At 39.6% G+C, this 18,752-nt stretch carries 15 protein-coding genes and 1 pseudogene; 13 read left to right on the top strand and 3 right to left on the bottom strand.

Annotated elements, in window-relative coordinates:
• Nucleotides 1-167: 167 nt before the first annotated feature.
• Both AAEY68_RS10735 and AAEY68_RS10730 read left to right on the top strand, forming a co-directional pair.
• Complete coding sequence (locus AAEY68_RS10735) at nucleotides 168-665, top strand: (2Fe-2S)-binding protein (RefSeq protein ID WP_197188601.1); 498 nt, start codon at nucleotides 168-170, stop codon at nucleotides 663-665.
• Nucleotides 662-2,923, top strand: a complete 2,262-nt coding sequence (locus AAEY68_RS10730; RefSeq protein WP_350585910.1) for a xanthine dehydrogenase family protein molybdopterin-binding subunit — start codon at nucleotides 662-664, stop codon at nucleotides 2,921-2,923. The genes AAEY68_RS10735 and AAEY68_RS10730 overlap by 4 nt, the downstream gene beginning before the upstream one ends.
• Nucleotides 2,924-2,991: 68 nt before the next feature.
• On the opposite strand, the gene AAEY68_RS10725 is transcribed toward AAEY68_RS10730, so the two are convergent.
• Entirely contained in the window at nucleotides 2,992-3,189 is a 198-nt protein-coding gene (locus AAEY68_RS10725) for a CsbD family protein (protein ID WP_007581220.1), read from the bottom strand.
• A gap of 280 nt (nucleotides 3,190-3,469) precedes the next feature.
• On the opposite strand from AAEY68_RS10725, the gene AAEY68_RS10720 reads away from it, so the two are divergent.
• The 6 genes and pseudogenes from AAEY68_RS10720 to AAEY68_RS10695 all read left to right on the top strand — a co-directional run bounded on the left by AAEY68_RS10720 (nucleotide 3,470) and on the right by AAEY68_RS10695 (nucleotide 9,732).
• Nucleotides 3,470-3,883: a group II truncated hemoglobin gene (locus tag AAEY68_RS10720; protein ID WP_024593530.1), complete on the top strand. Its 414-nt coding sequence runs from the start codon at nucleotides 3,470-3,472 to the stop codon at nucleotides 3,881-3,883.
• Between the two features lie 83 nt (nucleotides 3,884-3,966).
• A complete protein-coding gene (gene hrpB, locus AAEY68_RS10715) occupies nucleotides 3,967-6,393 on the top strand; it encodes an ATP-dependent helicase HrpB (RefSeq protein WP_350585909.1) in 2,427 nt (808 codons plus the stop codon).
• Between the two features lie 73 nt (nucleotides 6,394-6,466).
• On the top strand, nucleotides 6,467-6,895 hold the full coding sequence (locus AAEY68_RS10710; RefSeq protein WP_024593532.1) for a hypothetical protein: 429 nt from the start codon (nucleotides 6,467-6,469) through the stop codon (nucleotides 6,893-6,895).
• A gap of 54 nt (nucleotides 6,896-6,949) precedes the next feature.
• Nucleotides 6,950-7,409, top strand: a pseudogene (locus AAEY68_RS10705) (nuclear transport factor 2-like protein).
• A 15-nt stretch (nucleotides 7,410-7,424) separates the two neighbouring features.
• Nucleotides 7,425-7,769 carry a DUF6694 family lipoprotein gene (locus tag AAEY68_RS10700; RefSeq protein WP_024593533.1) on the top strand — a complete coding sequence of 115 codons (345 nt, stop codon included), beginning with the start codon at nucleotides 7,425-7,427 and terminating at the stop codon, nucleotides 7,767-7,769.
• A gap of 397 nt (nucleotides 7,770-8,166) precedes the next feature.
• Nucleotides 8,167-9,732, top strand: coding sequence for a diguanylate cyclase domain-containing protein (locus tag AAEY68_RS10695; protein ID WP_350585908.1), 1,566 nt, complete (start codon nucleotides 8,167-8,169; stop codon nucleotides 9,730-9,732).
• A 49-nt stretch (nucleotides 9,733-9,781) separates the two neighbouring features.
• Here the strand turns inward: AAEY68_RS10695 and AAEY68_RS10690 are convergent, their stop codons facing one another.
• Complete coding sequence (locus tag AAEY68_RS10690) at nucleotides 9,782-9,997, bottom strand: hypothetical protein (protein WP_024593535.1); 216 nt, start codon at nucleotides 9,995-9,997, stop codon at nucleotides 9,782-9,784.
• Nucleotides 9,998-10,167: 170 nt separating this feature from the next.
• Between AAEY68_RS10690 and AAEY68_RS10685 the strand changes: the two genes are divergently transcribed.
• From AAEY68_RS10685 to AAEY68_RS10670, 4 genes are all read left to right on the top strand, one after another.
• A complete protein-coding gene (locus tag AAEY68_RS10685; RefSeq protein ID WP_350585906.1) occupies nucleotides 10,168-12,075 on the top strand; it encodes a DUF1800 domain-containing protein in 1,908 nt (635 codons plus the stop codon).
• Nucleotides 12,076-12,084: 9 nt separating this feature from the next.
• Nucleotides 12,085-13,425, top strand: coding sequence for a DUF1501 domain-containing protein (locus AAEY68_RS10680; RefSeq protein ID WP_024593536.1), 1,341 nt, complete (start codon nucleotides 12,085-12,087; stop codon nucleotides 13,423-13,425).
• 108 nt (nucleotides 13,426-13,533) lie between these two features.
• Nucleotides 13,534-14,247, top strand: a complete 714-nt coding sequence (locus AAEY68_RS10675; protein ID WP_024593537.1) for a DUF1499 domain-containing protein — start codon at nucleotides 13,534-13,536, stop codon at nucleotides 14,245-14,247.
• 143 nt (nucleotides 14,248-14,390) lie between these two features.
• Nucleotides 14,391-15,437, top strand: coding sequence for an NAD(P)-dependent alcohol dehydrogenase (locus AAEY68_RS10670; RefSeq protein ID WP_165726575.1), 1,047 nt, complete (start codon nucleotides 14,391-14,393; stop codon nucleotides 15,435-15,437).
• Nucleotides 15,438-15,779: 342 nt separating this feature from the next.
• On the opposite strand, the gene AAEY68_RS10665 is transcribed toward AAEY68_RS10670, so the two are convergent.
• Nucleotides 15,780-16,985, bottom strand: coding sequence for an MFS transporter (locus AAEY68_RS10665; protein WP_007581242.1), 1,206 nt, complete (start codon nucleotides 16,983-16,985; stop codon nucleotides 15,780-15,782).
• A 360-nt stretch (nucleotides 16,986-17,345) separates the two neighbouring features.
• On the opposite strand from AAEY68_RS10665, the gene AAEY68_RS10660 reads away from it, so the two are divergent.
• Nucleotides 17,346-18,644: a methyl-accepting chemotaxis protein gene (locus AAEY68_RS10660; protein WP_350585904.1), complete on the top strand. Its 1,299-nt coding sequence runs from the start codon at nucleotides 17,346-17,348 to the stop codon at nucleotides 18,642-18,644.
• Nucleotides 18,645-18,752 lie beyond the last annotated feature (108 nt).

The following is an 18,752-nucleotide window of genomic DNA, read 5'->3' as shown; positions in this document are numbered from 1 at the left end:
ATAATGTAGAACTGTTTTTAACAGTAAAACGTTCTAATAATTAGTATTTTTATAAAATAGATCTAAGTGGTAGGCTAAAAGTAGTAAGTATAAAATAGTAAGTAATTAAAAATAGTTCTCGCGCAACAAGGAACCCTCCTGTAAAGCGCTTTGCCAAGGAGTTTAGTATGATCACGCTTACCATTAATGGTAATAAACATGAGTTTTCTGGCGATCCGTCAACGCCAGTATTATGGTATCTCCGAGACGAATTGAATTTAACCGGCCCTAAATTTGGCTGTGGCATGGCACAGTGTGGTGCGTGTACTGTGCATATTGATGGGGTAGCTCAGCGCTCGTGTGTATTACCTGTAGCGGCAGTAGCGGGTCTTTCAATTACAACAATTGAAGGGTTAAGCGAGCAGGGTGACCATCCAGTACAACAAGCATGGGTTGAGCATAAAGTACCGCAGTGTGGTTTTTGCCAGTGCGGCCAAATGATGCAAGCTGCAAGCTTATTAGCTGCCAATCCAAACCCTTCCGATGATGAAATAGTAAGTAATATGTCGGGAAATATTTGCCGTTGTGGTACATACCCGCGTATTCATAAAGCAATTAAATCAGCTGCTAAAACAATGGCGAGTGTTCAGTATTTCGACCCAAATGAACAAGGGGAAGAAGTATGAACCAAGATAACAAATACTTTGATTTAAACCGCCGTAAGTTTTTAAAAACCAGTGCAATAGGTGCGTTGGTACTCGGTACTTATTTTGTAGGCAGTGCGCCAAGAGCATTTGCTGGCGTACTAGAGCAACCATCTGAGCTGGCAAAACGCGCAAACTTATTTATTGCACTGCGCCCAGACGGCATGGTTGAAATAACCTGTCATCGCTCTGAAATGGGTCAGCAAATTCGCACCGCGATTGCACAAATAGTTGCCGATGAAATGGAAGCCGCGTGGGATAAGGTTATTGTTATTCAGGGTAAGGGCGACCCTAAATACGGCGATCAAAATACCGATGGCTCGCGCAGTATCCGCTACAACATGCAGCGCTTGCGTGAAATGGGCGCAAGTGTGCGTTACATGATGCAGCATGCTGCTGCTAAGTATTGGAAAGTTGAGCCACAAACCTGTACTGCTAATCAACACGTTGTTACACACAGCTCAGGTAAATCGCTTACTTATAAAGATTTAATCGACTTAGCGCTTACAATAACGCCACCAGAAGCTGACAAACTAACGCTTAAAACACGCAAAGAATGGCGCTACATTAATACCGGCATGGCACACATAGATTTAGCCGATTTAGTAACAGGTAAAGCTATATTTGCAGCCGATGTACGCGAACCACAAGCGCTGGTGGCTATAATTGAACGCCCGCCGGTAGTAGGCGGTGTTGTTAAGTCGTTTGATGCCAGTGCTACAAAAGCGATAAACGGCGTTATAGATGTTATTGAAATACCTGCACCAAAAGGCGCACCGCAGTTTCAGCCAAAAGGTGGCATTGCGATTATAGCTAAAAACACATGGGCTGCATGGCAAGGGCGTAAAGCATTAAAAGTCGTGTGGGATGATGGCAAAAATGGCGATTACAATTCAGAAGAATTTAAAAAGTCATTATTAAAAACAGTACAAACTCCACAGGCAAACATACGTGATAAAGGCGATGCCATGGGCGTGTTGGCTAAGTCGAGCAATAAGCTGGTAGCTGATTATTACGCGCCGCACCTTGCTCAAGCACCAATGGAGCCGCCTTGTGCAACAGCTATGTACCACAAAGATAGTGTTGATATATGGGCTGCTACGCAAAATCCACAAGCCGATATGAAAACAGTGGCGGCAATGCTTGGCATGGATGAGAGCAAAATTAATGTTCACGTTACCATGTTAGGAGGCGGCTTTGGGCGTAAGTCAAAACCTGACTTTTCAGCAGAAGCAGCTTACCTTTCAATGAAAGTAGGCAAGCCTATTCGTGTGCAATGGACGCGTGAAGACGACATACAACATGGTTTTTACCATGCAGTTTCGGCTCAGCACATTGAAGCATCACTAGATAAAAATGGCGCAATAGAATCGTATTTACACCGCACCGCGTTTTCACCAATTACCTCTACCTTTTCAGAAGGGGCGACTACGCCAGGAAGCTTTGAACTGCGCTTAGGATTTACCGATAACCCCATTAACACACCTAACATGAAGTTAGAAAACGGTGATGCGCAAGCCAAAGCACGAATTGGTTGGATGCGCTCTGTATCAAATATTTTTCATGCCTTTGCTATTCAGTCATTTATTGGCGAAGCAGCGCATAAAGCCGGTCGCGACCAAAAAGACTATTTACTAGACACTATAGGTCCGAGTCGCATTGTTGATGTAACTGAGCAAAATGCCACATACGATAATTACGGTGGCGATAAAGCGGTTTATCCTCTAGATATTGGCAGACTGCGCCATGTTATTGAAAAAGTAGCTGACATGAGTAAATGGGGGCGAGAGCTTCCTAAAGGTCGAGGTTTAGGAATAGCAGCACACAGAAGCTTTTTAACTTACGTAGCTACGGTAGTTGAAGTAGAAGTGTCGGATGCTGGCGATTTAAAAGTAATTAAGTCGTGGGTTGCCATTGATGCGGGTACGGTTGTAAACACCGACACCGTTAAAAACCAAACCCAAGGTGGCTCTATTTACGGGATTACAACTGTAATCAGCGATGGTATTACCTTTGATAAAGGCCGCGTACAGCAAAGTAATTTTCATGATTATCGCGTACCGCGTATGAGCGACTCACCTCTTGAGATTGACGTTGAAATTGTACAAAGTGATGCACCACCAGCAGGGGTAGGCGAGCCGTCTACACCAGTTTATGCGCCAGCATTATGTAATGCTATTTTTGCAGCGTGCGGAAAGCGTATTAGGCAGTTACCGATTGGTAACCAATTAAAAGCGTAGCTAAATAACCTACAGCTTAAACAAAAAAACCGCCAAAATGGCGGTTTTTTTAAAGCGGTTAACGCGGCTTAACGACCTTTTTCAAACTCATCAACTTCACGCTCTGCTTCTTCTTTAGATTTACCGTATTGCTGCTGGATTTTACCAACTAGCTCTGTACGGCTACCTTCAATTTTATCTAAATCGTCGTTGGTAAGATCGCCCCATTTTTGTTGAGCCTTACCTTTAAGTTCTTTCCAATTACCTTCGATACGATCGCTGTTCATAAGTTTATCCTTACTTTAGGTTAGTGAATTAACTGTCAGTTATAAAGTAGCAAGCCTTGTACCAATGAATAATAATGATTTTATTGTTTTTATTATCAGTTGGTTATATTTTTATGTTGAGCGATTTTGTTTTTAATATTGAGCTTTTTATTAAAAAATATACATAGCAGCCTGTAATTATTGCTGACATAAGTTACGCCGCTTTGATGTAACTCATTCTTAAATTTTTGTTTTAAGCTAATATGCAGGTATTAAACAAAGTAGTTAAGCTGAGTGAGTTATGAATACTAAGACGTGTGAATATGGAGTGGGTGACTGCTCATACAAAATGGCAGGTGAGTTAGCAGGTATTACACAATTGGTGAATGCGTTTTACGATAATATGGACGCTTTAAAAGAGGCTGAAAATATAAGGAGTATGCATTCAAAAGACTTATCGGCATCGCGAAAAAAGCTCGCTTATTTTTTGTCGGGCTGGTTAGGTGGTCCTAAATTATACGCTGAACATTTTGGCAGTATTAACATTCCTCAAGCGCACAAACATTTACATGTAGGAATTGAGCAAAGTGATGCATGGCTTTTATGCATGCAAAAAGCGGTTGATAAGCAACCTTACGAAGCCTCATTTAAAATTTACTTAATGCAGCAATTACGAGTGCCTGCAGATCGAATTAGAATGGTGTCGGGTAGTTAATAGCAATTATTAATAAACATCTACCGCGGTGTCGCTGCGGTTTTTTGTTACAATGCCTGCAAAGCAATTTAGGGTAAATAGCTGTGCTGCCGGTTCAAGACATATATCAACAACTCGTTACTACATTACAAAGTAATCCTATTACGTTATTACAAGCGCCGCCTGGTGCGGGTAAATCTACGTGGTTGCCGCTGCAACTAATGCGCGATGGGCATTTTAAACGTATTGTAATGCTAGAGCCTCGCCGTTTAGCTGCTCGTAATATAGCCAGCTACCTAGCAAAGTGCCAAAACGAGAGTGTTGGGCAAAGTGTGGGCTTGCGGATTAGGGGCGAGAGTAAAGTAAGCGCTAATACGCGTCTTGAAATAGTTACCGAAGGCATGCTAACGCGCATGTTGCAAAACGACCCCGAATTAAGCGATATTGATTTACTGATATTTGATGAATTTCATGAGCGTTCAATTGCAGCCGATACCTCACTTGCCTTTGCGCTCGAGACCCAAAGTGCGCTGCGTGAAGATTTAACCATTATGCTTATGTCGGCAACTCTTGATACTGAGCGTTATACAGCGTTTTTTGACTGCCCTGTAATTCAATCAAGCGGTCGCAGCTACCCAATAGACGAAATATACATACCCATAAAAGATGAAAGCCGTTGGCTTGATGCAATTCCTACCATAATAAAACAAGCACTTAATGAGCAAACAGGTAGCGCATTGGTATTTTTACCTGGACAATTTGAAATACTACGCGTGCAACAAGCACTTAGCGATTTACCCAGTAACTGCATAGTAGCAACGCTATTTGGCGAGCAAGATAAAGCCAATCAGCAAGCTGCTATTGCTCCTGCACCAAACGGCATGCGCAAAGTAGTGCTTACCACCAATGTAGCCGAAACCAGTTTAACTATTGAAGGCATACGCATTGTAATTGACAGCGGCAAGCGCCGTGCAGCTACCTTTAATTTAAAAACAGGGGTCACTGAGCTCACAACACAAAGTATATCGCGCTCGTCTGCTGTGCAGCGTGCAGGGCGTGCAGGGCGAATAGAGCCGGGCATTGTTTATCGAATTGGCTCAAAGCAAACCTTTGAGAGACGTAATAGCCACGACAATCCCGAAATACTCACATCAGACATAAGCCAACTTATGCTTGAGGCAAAGCAGTGGGGAGCCAGTACTGATGAGCTAACCTTGCTCGATAAGCCCACTGAGCAACAAGGCGAGCAAGCAAGTAACCTGCTTAACATACTAGAAGCTATTGATAGCAAAGGTAAGCTCACACCGCTTGGCAGTAAAATGTTAGGTTTTGGTGCTGATATTCGTTTGGCGCATATGCTACTAAAAGCGCAAATACTTGATGACCAACTCCCTGGTATTTTTAGGCTCGCTATTTATTTAGTGGCATTACTTGAGAGCCGAGTAAACAGTGCAAACGAGTTGAGTTTAGCGCTGCATAGCCAACAGCAACGTCCGCATCCGGTATTTAAACAACAGTTAAAATATTGGCAAAGCCGCTTAAAAGTAAAAGACGAAAACAGCGAATTAAATACGCATTATATTAGTTTGCTAGTGGCATTGGCATACCCCGATCGCATCGCTAAAAAACGCGGTAATGGTTACCTACTTGCCAATGGTGCAGGTGCTGAGTTAAATGCCGATTACTGGCACAACGACGATTACTTAGCTATAGCAACCATGGGCGGGCACAAAGGAGGGCGTATATTTACAGCCACTGCGCTTAACACATTTGAGTTACAAGAATTTTTACCGCATTTATTTAGTGAACTTACTCGTTGTGAGTTTGACGAAAAATCAGCACGTTTTATTCATCAAGATGAAGTGAAACTCGGGGCTATAACGCTCACCAGCCAGCCTAGTAAACAAAAACTAGATAAGAGCGAGCGCGCTAAAGCGTGGCTAAACTTATTTGCTAAACACGGTTTTGCATTATTTAACGAGCAACCTGATGCGCAGCAATTGCTGATACGTATGAGCTTAGCAAGTAATTTAATGCCTGATAAATTCCCAAAAACAAATGAGCAACAACTCATTCAAAATGCAGCGCAGTGGCTAAGCGTGTTTTTAGAAGATATTAAAACGCTCACGCAGCTTAAAAAGTTTAACTACTTTGAAGCATTACAAAACTGTTTTGATTGGCAACAACAAACCGCTTTAAAAGCACTGTTACCACTGCGCTTAACGGTGCCAAGTGGCTCAAATATAAAAATAGAATACCAGCTTGATGGCCCCGCAAAGCTAAGCGTGCGTATGCAAGAAGTTTACGGCTTGACCAGTACGCCTATGCTTGCCAACGGTAAACTGAAACTGCTTATGGAGTTGCTATCGCCAGGTAAACGCTCACTGCAACTTACTCAAGATTTAGCCCACTTTTGGGCTAGCAGTTACCGCGATGTGCAAAAGGAAATGAAAGGTCGTTACCCTAAGCATTTTTGGCCAGACGACCCTGCCAACAGCGTTGCAACAAATAGAGTAAAGAGCAAAATGTAATTTGCCGTATTTTATAACTTTATTTACTTTAAATAGTGTGTTTTTATATTAGAAACAATAAGGAATGTTAAAAATGAAAATAATATTTGCTGCTTTACTTCTACTCTCATCGGGTGTCAGTGCTAACAATTACCAAGAAGAAGTTGATAAATTTTTTGAATTGTACTCTGATGAAAAAATAAGCGATGCTGTTGATTCCATTTACGCAAGTAATAAATATGTGTCGTCGATACCTGATCAGGTAAAACAGATAAAAACACAGCTATCCTCACTTGATGATCTTGTTGGTGAAATTAATTTCATTAATAAGGTTTCTGATTATAAAGTTGGGGAGCTTTTTGTTCATGTAACCTACCTAGTAACCTACGATAGGCAGCCTATTCGTTTTGAATTTCAATTTTTTAAAGTGAAAGAAGGTTGGAGAATTTATTCAATGTCTTTTGATGACAATATCGATGAAGATATAAAAGAACTTGCAAGAAAAGCTGCGCTAAAAAATTAATGTATTAATAAATTTAGTCGTTTTAGTAAAAATACTTTTTTAAAAGTAATCGTTATGAAGTGCAAGCTAAGCTTTCTATTAATTATATTTTTTAGCTTTACAGCCCGTGCCGATGAGACGTTAGACCTAAAGTTGTTTGCACAAAGTTATTACAACGCCATGACCGCAACACAAGCACCTAACGCAGGTGCTAAAGAGCTTGAGGCTTATCTTGTTAACCGATGATATTGGCAATCAGCATATTCCGTATCAACCGGATGACTCACGTACTCCAGATGGTAAAAAGCAAATGCGCAAAGGTATGAGTTTTTACTTAGGTGCGCACACATTGTTTGAAAGCACACTGCTTAATACATTTGTATTTAACGATACAGGCTTTGCTATTCGTTATAAGAGTCATGCAAAGGGCATTCACCCGCAAAGTAAGCAGCCAATAGAATACACCTCCACAATGATGGAAGTAATAGAAGTTGAAAACGGTAAAGTGGCGATGATCCGCAAGTATCACGAATAACAAATAAGGATATATATGAAACATTTACTTATCGCACTATCAATATTAATGCTTAGTGCATGCGTTAGTACAAAAAGTGATTTTAGATTTGATGGCTCCACACCAGAGACAACTCAAGTGGGAGTTAATAAAGTTTTAAAAGCATTAAAGCCTCAAGATTCCATGCGTTTTTTAGGCGCTTTAATCGCAATTCAATTTTCTGACGTGCAAAGCTTAGACGATATTATGGGCGACCCGACCATGATGGGGGAAATGAATTACTTTATTATTGGCAAAAAAATAGATGGTTTAAATTATTACGAAGTACTGGAGCTTGCGAGTTCGTCTCCATCAAAAGTTGAATTTTCTGTAGTGGAATAATTTCAGCTTTTTGTACTACTTTAAATGTGTAATACCAATCCGCAATAATACTTAATCATTTTGCGGGGCTAAACGTGTCGCTACCTGCGTTAAAAAATTCTCATTTAGAACAACTAAATAGCGAATTTTTTGCCTAGCTATTAACACGTTTTTCCGCCCTCAAAATAGACCACTTAATTAAGCGAATTGGTATAATTTTATGTCTATATTAAATATATTATTGAAAAGGCTAAAGTTTTAACGCTATAAAATTTAATAGTAAGCTTTGTTTATTCCTGCTCATGAATTTATACTACGCTTTAGTAAGAAGCTAATTATTTATGGTTTAGGTACAGGGAGTCTAAAATATAAAAATGTAAGCTACTTTGACTTAATTTTACACGATTAGATAGAGACTATGACATTAAGATTTTTTGTAATAATAGGTACTTTGATTTTAATGTGCTTTGTAACAAGTTTATTAGTAGGGTACCGCTATTTCTTTAGCCTGCCGACCATAAACACTAGTATTGAAGATTATCAAAATCGTGAATTATTAAGTCTTAAAATTGCGCTTGATAGAGAGTTTATATTTTTAGAAACACTCAATTATGACTACGCCGTATGGGATGATACCTATAATTACATGGCTGATTTTGACGTAGAATATGTAGATTCAAACTTTGTAGGTGACACCTTCTACTCTCTCAAAATTGATGGTGTGTTTATTTACGATATAAACTTTAATATGGTTTACGGGCAAGCGTATGATTATATTAAACATACTGAGTTTGATGCGCCTGATTTAGATTTACAGGTTAATAAATTAAACCGCGCAATTATTCCTAATTCAAAAGCCTCTGAAGACGACAACAGTTTAAGCCATTCTGGTTTTTTGCAAACAGCGGACGGCCCTGTCATGTTTGCATCGCATGTAATAAAGCGAACAGATAAAACAGGTGAGCCTGTTGGTAGTATTGTTTTTATAAAAAAAGTAAGACCGTCGTTGATCAAGTCCTTAGCTGAGATTGCACAAGTGGAGCTTAGCTACTCACAAATAGAACAGGCTAGTTCTTTAAACGATATTGCGACGCTTAAAGGGAGCCTCCAAGGAGAGGACATTGCCACTCAAAGGAAAAGGGTGATTCTAGATATAAACGGTAATCCACTTATTGCTTTGAACATTAAGCACCACCATCAAACACTGCCAGTTTTATTTGATCACTATTTAAAACTTATTTTGTTAATGTTTTTTGTAATGTCACTTTTGAGTTTCTATATTGTAAATCGTTACTTTATTGAACCACTTATTAACGGTGCGTCCGCTATCAATTCAATGTTGGTTAAAAACGATTTACAGCCTCTGAGATTCAGTAATAAATTTTTAGAAATGCGCGTTTTAATTAGCGGGTTTAATGCATTAATTAAACAAGTTAAAGATCAAAATTTTAAGCTTGAAAAAATAAGTAAAATTGATGGGTTAACCCAAATTTACAACAGGCGTGCCTTTGACGAAATTATTGTGGCGCAATGGGAACAGGCTCAACAGCAAAAAAATGCCTTTGGAATAATATTACTTGATGTAGACCATTTCAAAAATTATAACGATTTTTATGGTCACCAAGGCGGAGACAACGTTTTACAAGCTCTTGCCCAAAAGCTAAAGCAAGTAGCTAAGCAAAACATAGGTACAGTGGCGCGCTATGGCGGCGAAGAGTTCATATTATTCTTTAAACAGCTTTCTTATGAAGAGTTTGTAGATATATCTCAGCAATTGCTTTTGGCGGTTAGGGAATTAAATCTACCTCATGAAGCGTCGCCTGTACGTGAATATTTAACAATTAGTGCTGGGTGTGTATTTGCTACAAAAGAAACCTTAAGTAGTAAAAATGTGTCTATGCAATCACTAATTAAAGAAGCTGACATAATGCTTTACGAAGCGAAAAACTCAGGTAGAGATAAAACATCAATCAAATCTATATAATTCAAGTGAATTATTAAAGATGCATCAGCTGTTTTTTATTATAAAACGCTTAAACCTCTTTCCCGCTATGGCTCTGTGCTAGGTCGTCAAGTTCGGCGCAAGTGTAATCAAAACCACTTTCGTCGTATTCGTATGTCACTTTTACACTATCGCCGCCATTAAAAAGTCGTGTTTTTACATCGTTAACCGGCCAGTCTTTCAGCTCGTGTAAAAACCGGTTAGCAACTTGTGAAGATTCAAAACAATAGCGAATTTCTGTTTTCATAAATAATAAAGCTCTGGCTGTTTACCCCTGCAGCTAGTGCATTATTAATGGGGCGTTCATGATTCGGTTACAAAAAATAAAGAGTTAAATTGTAAATTTTGTGTTTCAATAAATGCATCAAACTCGGTACACACTAACGTACTTTAATTAACAAATGATGACGACTTTACATGCATTATAAATTTGCTCTGATCGCAAGCACGGTTTTTATACTAAGCGCTTGCGGTGGTTCAGGCTCCGATGATACGCCAACCGTTAACGGAAATAAAATCCCCATTTTGTCAGTCGCTGATATTCCTAGTGAATTAAGTAAGGGCCAAACAATTGAGCTAACAGCAACAGCCAGTGATAAAGACGGCACTATTACATCGGTTGTATGGCAACAAACGCAAGGGCCTGAACTAATTAGCGGGCCTTTAGAGGCAGTAACCACCTCAGTAACACTGCTAAATGCGCAAAGTTATAAGCCTGTTAATTACGCTTTTTCGGTCACAGCAACCGACAATGAAGGAGCAAGCAGTGTAAAAACGCTGAGCTTTATAGCGCGCAATAATATGGGTGAGATTAGCGCCGCACGGTTACTACACCAAGCAACAATGGGGCCTAAGTTTAGTGAAATACAAAACGCACAAGGTTTAAGCGAGCAGCAATGGCTTGATAAACAAATAGCGCTACCTATTAATTATCACCGTGATTATTTAGTAAAGCTAAATGACGATGACGACTTTAAATACATAAGCCGCATAGATGCATGGTGGAAAGCAGTAATGCAAAGTGACGATCAACTTCGTCAACGTGTTGCGTTTGCGTTAAGTGAAATATTAGTGGTGTCGGATGAGAAAAGTGCCTTAAGAGGCCAACCTGAGGGCATGATCACTTATTACGATTTATTACTAAAGCATGCCTTTGGTAATTATCGTGACTTACTCGAAGATGTGACGCTTTCGCCTATTATGGGAACTTATTTAAGCCATTTGGGTAACGAAAAAGCAGACGATACACTTAATATTCGCCCAGACGAAAATTATGCACGTGAAGTAATGCAGTTATTTACTATTGGCCTTGAAGAGCTAAACCTAGATGGCAGCGCCAAGCTTGATGCACAAGGTAATACCATTGCCACTTACGGACAGGTAGAAATAGAGGGGTTTGCACGCGTATTTACTGGTTGGACGTTTGCCGATAGTGAAACATTTAAGCGTAAAAGTCGTGATTATATTAAACCAATGGAAGCATTTGACGAGTACCATTCTAGTAAACAAAAAACCTTACTAAATGGCGAGGTTATACCACAAGGTTACGCAGCAGAAGAGTCATTGCAAATAGCGCTCGATAATTTATTTAATCATCAAAATGTTGCGCCATTTATTACTAAGCAACTTATTCAGCGATTAATTACGTCAAATCCAACCCCCCAATACGTTGAACGAGTAGCTAATGTATTTATTGATAATGGCGCCGGTGTACGCGGCGATTTAGCGGCTGTAGTAAAGGCTATATATTTAGATGATGAAGCGCGGCATTTTGGCTCAGTGCTTAATTACCAAGGTAAAATTAAAGAGCCTATTTTAAAAACTGTACAGTTTTGGCGAAATCTCGATGCTAAATCGCCAGCGGGTTATTATAAAACATGGAATTTAATAAATAGCTACGGGCAAGGACCCATGCAATCGGCTTCGGTATTTAACTTTTTTAGGCCTGATTATCAAACCGCAGCTTTGCGAAATGAAGGTATTGTTGCGCCAGAATTACAAATAGCAAACGACGCAACACTGATTGGTACCATGAACGCGCTTTACGCAAGTTTAGTTTGGAGTACCGCAGAAGCGCGCAGCGATTTAAATTCAAATAGTATTTATATTTATGTTCAAGACGACATGAATGTTTTAGAGAAAAACGGTGTTAGCGCGCTATTAGCTCAGTACAACACGTTATATTTTGCAGGCGCAATGAGCAGTGACACGCGCCAAGCGTTACTTGATTTAGATGCCTATTTTAATGAAGAGCAATACCGTGAACGGGTTTCGTATTTATTATATATGATTGCTATTTCACCTGAATTTAACGTGCAGTATTAGGAGCGCATAATGAGCATTAATCGAAGAGAGTTTTTGTCGTTATGTGTAAAAGGCAGTGTATCGGCTGCCGCGTTAACGAGTCTTCAATTACAAGCATTAACTGGAGCGACTAATGCCGTTGAGCTAGGTGATTACAAAGCATTAGTGTGTGTGTATTTATACGGGGGGAATGATTCGTTAAATATGCTAGTTCCGCTTGAAGGCGAGCAACGGAGTTTGTACGAACAAAGCAGGCAAAACCTAGCGGTAGAGAGCCCACTTGAGCTAAGCAATAAAAGCCAGTTTGCCGGTGGAGTCGGTATTCATCCTTCACTTGAACCTATACAAAATGTGTTTGAATCTCAAAATTTAGCATTTATAGGTGGGGTAGGTACTTTACTCGCTCCCACAACATTGAGTGACTATAAAAATAAAACAATAGGTTTGCCTAAGCATTTGTTTTCGCATAATGATCAGCAAGCTGCATGGATGTATGGTCGAGAAAAACAATCACTTAATAGCGGGTGGGGCGCACGACTTTTAGAACGTTTAGAGCTACAAGATGAGTTTGCAGCTAATGTATCACTCGACGGTACTAATTTATGGCAAACGGGAAGTGCTAGCAATGCATTTGCGCTTAACAAAAGTGGCATTAGTAGTATTAACGCGTTTGGAGGGTATCAACCTCGTAGCGAGCACGTAACTTCTATTATGAACCGCTTACTAGGCAATACGAGCCATCCGTTAAGTACAGCTTATGCCAATGGCTTAACAAGTGCGATAAATAACACTCAAGCAATGAACAGCGCGTTAGAAAGCGCGCCTGCACTTATTACCCCATTTAGCGATAATAGTCTTAGTGAGCAATTTGCAGCAGTCGCTAAAACAATTAGCGTACAGGCAAAATTGAGCACTCAGCGCCAAGTGTTTTTTGTTTCCATGGGGGGGTATGATACGCACGATAACCAATTAACAACGCACCCTGCTTTATTAAATACGTTAGCTCAAGGGTTAAGTGAATTTGATAGCGCGATGAAAGAGCTTGATATGGCAGATAAAGTGACTGCGTTTACTATGTCTGATTTTGGTCGCACGTTGACCTCAAATGGCGATGGCACTGACCATGGTTGGGCAGGAAACCAAATAGTAATGGGCGGCGCAGTAAAAGGCGGCAATATATATGGCGAGCTACTAACTCAACATTTGGATGGCCCACAAGATACCGGTGGCGGGCGTTTAATTCCAAGTGTTGCTAATGAGCAGTACTTTGCCACATTGGCTCAGTGGTTTGGTGTGCCAAGCTCTGAACTTGTTGATATTTTTCCAAACTTGAGTAACTTTGATCACACAACATTGGACTTTTTTGTGTAATTAGTCGCTAATAGTAATCTAAAAGCACTTGTTAGTAGTATAAGCTACTGGTTAATAGTGCTTATCTGTTTTAATAATAAAAATCACACACAATATAGGAATCATAAAATGAAAGTTTTAGTGAGCTTAGTTAGTTTAATCGCTTTTTTACTCGTCATACTGCCAGGGCCTTTGTATAAATTTGGTATTGTAGAATTAGGTGTTGCGTTTACGGGGTTTAAATTTGGCGTTTATGCTGGTGGCGCTGCATTGGTGCTACTTATAGTACAAGCGTTATTTATGCGTAAAACGTTAACGCTAAGCAGTGGTGTTATTGCACTTGTATTTTCGGTTGTGGCTATTGCTATGCCACTTAATATGATGAACAAGGCTGAAGGTGTACCGGCAATTCATGACATTTCAACTGATTTAGTTAATCCACCAAAATTTGTAGCAATTGCACCACTACGTGCAAATGCATCTAACCCAGTAGAATACGCGGGTGAAGAAACGGCAGTACAGCAACGCAAAGCATACCCGGAGCTGGTAACGTTAAGCTTTGCACAATCTAAAGCCGATTTAATGACAGCAAGCGAACAAGCAGTTAAAAATCTTGGCTTTGCATTGGTAAGTGCAAATACGGCTAAAGGTATTGTGGAAGCTACCGATACAACAACGTGGTTTGGTTTTAAAGACGATGTGGTAATTCGTATTAAAGATGAAGGCAGCCAACGTTTTGTTGATATTCGTAGTAAGTCGCGAGTAGGGCGTAGTGATTTAGGAAAAAATGCAGAGCGAATTCATTCAATTATTAATGAATTAAACAGCTTACTTGCAAAATAACTAAATTTAGCGCCCTAGTACTAATGATTGAGCCCAAACACTGTTTGGGCTTTTTTTGTGCCTATTTTATATTGTCAGGTTCTATTCACAGGCTATGTACTATGCTGTTGATGATTTAAATTTTTAACCACTATGGAGTTATTATGAAGACAGTAGGATATGCAGCAAAAAGCCAAGGTTCTGAATTGACAGAATTTTCTTTTGAGCGCCGCGATTTACGAAATAACGATGTAGAAATTGAAATTTTATACTGTGGTGTGTGCCATTCAGATTTACACGCCGTACGAAATGATTGGGGTGGCAGTGACTACCCATTGGTACCTGGGCACGAAATTGTTGGTAAAGTTATGTCGGTAGGTAGCGACGTTAAAAAATATAAGCAAGGCGACACGGTTGCTGTTGGTTGTATGGTTGATTCGTGCCAAAGCTGCGATCAATGTGATAACGACGAAGAGCAATTTTGCCGCGAAGGTATGATTGGTACATACGCAGGCAAAGACCGCATTAGTGGTGAAATGACCCAAGGTGGGTATTCTAAACATGTTGTTGTACGCGAAGAATTCGTACTTTCCGTACCAGAAAATTTAGACCTTTCTCGCGTAGCACCGCTACTTTGTGCAGGTATTACTACTTACTCGCCACTTCATAAATGGGGCGTAAAAAAAGGTAGCCGTGTTGGTGTTGTTGGTCTAGGCGGACTTGGCCATATGGCCGTTAAAAATGCAGTTGCAATGGGCGCAAGCGTTACGGTAATCGGCCGTAGTGAGTCTAAAAAAGATGATGCGGTTAAATTGGGTGCTCAGCACTACTTAGTGTCATCTAATGATGACGAAATGAAAGACTCGCAATCTGCCTTTGACGTCATTATAGATACGGTACCTGTAAAACATGATTTATCTATTTACACACCACTACTTGATGTAGATGGTACTTTAGTTATTGTAGGCCAAGTTGGTCCTGTAGATGAGCTAAGCACGGTGCCATTATTAATGGGTCGCCGTCGTATTGCAGGCTCACTTATTGGTGGTATTGCACAGACGCAACAAATGCTCGACTTTTGTGGTGAAAATAACGTGCTACCTGAGTGCGAAATGATCAACATTGACGAAATTAATACAGCATACGAACGTATGGAAAAATCAGACGTACGGTACCGCTTTGTTATTGATATGGCATCGCTAAGCGCTTAATTTACTAGGGCCTGTTTATCTTTCGAGGTTAAATTTGCAGCAGGCTGTTTGGTATTTAGGCAAGGCAGAGCCTATGTAGTGTGGTTATTCCCCGTAAGTAGGCGATAACGCAGCATAAATGCCAAACATGCGCTGCTCTTTGGGTTCTTTCTAGGGGCAATTTACTCTTTGTTGCTCGGTTTTTACTTAGCCCACTAGGTTACAAACCTCACGCCGCGATTAAATCGCCCCTAGATTGAACAAATTTTAATCCTGAAAGGTCAACAGGCCCTAGGTAAATTAAAAATAAAAGAGCCGCTAATTAGCGGCTCTTTTTGTATTTTAAATTAATCTGAACTCAAGTTAATTAGTAGCTTGCGCTGTTGGTTGCTGTTTGTTTAGTTGTAAGTAACTTAATAGCCACATACCCAAACCACCTAAAAACAATGCAGCTGCTACGTAACCTGTTTGATTAGGTGCAGCACCTTGCGCAATTGCAATTCCGCCAACCCAAGGACCTATAGCATTGGCAGTATTAAATGCGCACTGTACTAAGGCACCAATCATAGCGTGGCCTTCGGGCGCAACGTCCATTAAAAGCGTTTGAATCAGCGTAGCCAAGCCCACACTGCAACCAATAAAGAAGATCACTGCGTAAAGAGCCCAAATATTATGGCTTGCCGTTACATAAGCAAAGGCAAATACAATGGTACATACAAGCGCAAGGCCAGTCGTTTTAATTGCTGATTTATCGGCAGCTTTACCCAGTACATAGTTACCGAGCGTACAACCAATACCAAACATTACCATTGCGATAGAAATAGTATACGGGGCTGTTTTTGTTACCACTAAGATGGTGTCGGCAATGTAAGTATAAATACAAAACACCCCGCCAAAGCCAATAATTACAATACCCAAAATAGACCAAACCAGTTTGTTTTTAAGTACGCCAAACTCGTTTAGTAAGTTAGAAGGCTTAGCGTTATCTATATTTGGAACTACTTTGTAAACAAAAATAAAAGCAATAAATGCAAGCACTGCAGCGCCGGCTAAACAGTACCGCCAACTAAGGTTTTGACCCACAAGTGTTACAACAGGCACACCAACAATAGTGGCCACAGTTAAACCCATAAACACCTTAGACATAAAGCTAGCACGCTTACCTTTTGGGGCAATATCCGATGCTAATAAAATAGCCGCGCCAAAATATGCACCATGAGGTAAACCACTTAAAAATCTAAATATTACAAGCTGCTCAAGCGACGTTGCCATCGCGCTTAATCCGTTTGAGACAAACATTAAGCTTATAAATATGAGCAATGCTTTGCGCTTTCTCATATTAGCAGTGGTAAGCATTAAAATAGGGGCGCCCACTACAACACCAATGGCGTAAGCACTAATTGCATAGCCACTTTGTGATGGCGTTGAGCCAAATGTTTCGCTAATTAGTGGCAGCATAGGCATCATCGAAAACTCAGATAATCCTAAGATAAATGTGCCTAGCGCTAATACGAGTAAAATAGCGGTTCTGTTAAGTTGACTAGATGCCGACGTTACATCTGATGTCATAGATGATCCCTTAAGGTTTAATTTTAAAAATGAAATTGCACAATAGATCTTGAATAGAAAATATTATGTGTATGCTTAAATTTTGGTGTGAGAGGGTAGTCTGTGAGGGCGCTATTTTAAGTTAAAAAAAGTACAGAGTCATGCATAAATTAGTGGTTTTATTAGGTTTTTAAAATGTTAATTAGAAGAAAATACTACTTAACATTTATAAAATAAAAAAACTATTTATAAAGCATATATATATAAGATATTAAATATTAGCCGAAAGGTTATTTAAAGCTTATATTTACAGTACAGCTACATATTGATATCACATTAATTTGCTAATTTTTGTACTAATTTACTCCTTAAGGTTTTTATATGTTTGGTATTTCTAAAAGAAACGCAAAAATTGAAGAAATGGAGCTTCAATTAATTCAAAAACAATCTATTTTATCGGCAATTAATAAGCACGTTGCTTATATAGAGTTTACACCTGATGGAATAATATTAGACGCAAACCAGTTGTTTTTAAAAACGATTGGGTATAGCAAAGAGAAAATAATTGGTAAGCATCATCGTATGTTTTGCGAATCTGAATATGCAAAGTCAAACGAATATAGTCAATTTTGGCAAGCATTAAAAACAGGGAATTCTAAAGCAGGCTCGTTTTTAAGGTACAAAGCTAATGGCGATAAGCTTTGGCTTGAGGCAACTTACTTTCCTGTAGAAGAGCGCGGCGTAGTCACCAAAGTTATTAAAATAGCCTCTGATATTACGACCAGTTACATACAAAGAAAAGCGCAAGAAGCTATTGCAAATGCACTCGACAAAGCCTTGGCTACAATAGAGTTTACCCCAGAGGGTAATATTTTAAAGGCGAACCAAAACTTTTTAGCAACAATAGGTTATAGCTTAAAAGACATTGTAGGCAAGCATCATAAAATGTTTTGTACTAAATTGTTTTATGAGAAAAACCCACGCTTTTGGAGTGAATTAGCGCAGGGGCAGTTTAAGTCAGGAAAATTTAAACGTATTGCCGCCGACGGTTCAGAAATTTGGTTAGAAGCAACTTATAACCCAATTTTAGATAGCAAAGGTAATGTAATTAAAATAATTAAGTTTGCATCAAATATTACCGATCGAATTAATAATAACAGTGCAGTGACAGAAGCCGCTGCAATAGCACATGAATCGGCGGTAGCTACTGCTACAACCGCTAAAAAAGGCTCTGAAATACTACAAAGCTCTATAGCGAACTCCGACGCCATTGTAAGCCAAGTACTTAAATCGGTAGATTTAATAAAAAATCTTAATGAACAGTCTGCGGTCATAGGTTCCATTGTTTCGACAATTAGCAGCATTGCGGATCAAACTAATTTACTGGCACTTAATGCCGCAATAGAAGCAGCGCGTGCTGGTGATTATGGTCGAGGTTTTGCTGTAGTAGCTGATGAAGTAAGGCAGCTTGCAGCCAGTACGAGTCGATCTACTAATGAAATAGCAAGTGTTGTTAAAAATAACCAAGAGCTCACTAATGATATATCAAAGCAAATAACGTCAGTTTCAGACTCATCAAAACAAGGAAGAGAGCTTATTGCTAATGTGTCTGAGGTTATTAAAGAGATTGAACGTGGAGCCGATATTGTTTCTCAAACGGTAGCTAAGTTAAATACTTAGTTAATTGCATGTTCCTATGTTTAAAGCTGTCTTCTTATGTGCTCAAACACACCTAACAACATTTTAAATTGATAAAGTGCGACAATATGTCGCGCTTTTGCTTTTGCC

The organism is Pseudoalteromonas sp. RB2-MNA-CIBAN-0110, from assembly GCF_040309305.1.
Classification (GTDB): domain Bacteria; phylum Pseudomonadota; class Gammaproteobacteria; order Enterobacterales; family Alteromonadaceae; genus Pseudoalteromonas; species Pseudoalteromonas arctica.
The sequence above is the reverse complement of the archived record's forward strand: the minus strand, read 5'-3'. Positions and strand labels throughout refer to the sequence as shown.